The sequence below is a fragment of the Vibrio sp. 970 genome (assembly GCF_033339075.1).
On the sequence record NZ_JAWOTW010000431.1, the window covers coordinates 1 to 641 of the forward strand.

1 protein-coding gene is annotated in these 641 nt (G+C 45.2%); it reads right to left on the reverse strand.

Features of this window, described 5'->3' with window-relative positions:
- Positions 1-630 (reverse strand): lytic transglycosylase domain-containing protein (locus tag R7Q11_RS27125; RefSeq protein WP_225467104.1); only part of this gene is annotated, 630 nt, incomplete at its 3' end.
- Positions 631-641 lie beyond the last annotated feature (11 nt).

Consider the following 641-nt stretch of genomic DNA (forward strand, 5'->3'; position numbering starts at 1 on the left):
ATCTATCAGTTTTTCCAAGGCGAAGAAACGACTGACGTACTGATGTGTTTCTTTTGGCAGAGTGAGCTGTTGGAAGTCATCGGTGCCCGCTTTCTTTATAGCGCGAGCAATTCGGCCTTCTCCTGCATTATAGGCCGCCAGCGTTAATGCGAGGTTTTGATCAAACTTGTTGTATAAAAACGCCAGATAGTCCAATGCAGCTTTCGTGCTGGCTTGGGTATCGAAACGCTCATCCACATTCGAATCAACCGTTAAACCAAAGCGCATCGCTGTTGCAGGAATCAATTGCCATAATCCCGCGGCGTTGGCGTGAGAAACGGCTTTTGCGTTGTAAGAAGATTCTAGCATTGGCACCAAAACGAGACTTTTGGGCAGTGACTTGCTTTTGAGTTGCTTAAAGATGTGGTCGAGAAGTGGATTGACGGAAGTGAGACGTTGGTCGATTTGTAATTTATAAGGCGCAAGAACCTGATACTGCTGTTCTATATCAGTAGTATTGGGTTTTGCCTGGCAAAGAAAAGAAGTGCTGAACAACAAACAGGCAGAAATAAAAAGGCCTACAGTATCCAGCCGAGATGGCGGCTGAATCTGTAGGCAAGACGACCATCGTTTAAAACGATTTATCTTCATAAGTGTGTTGC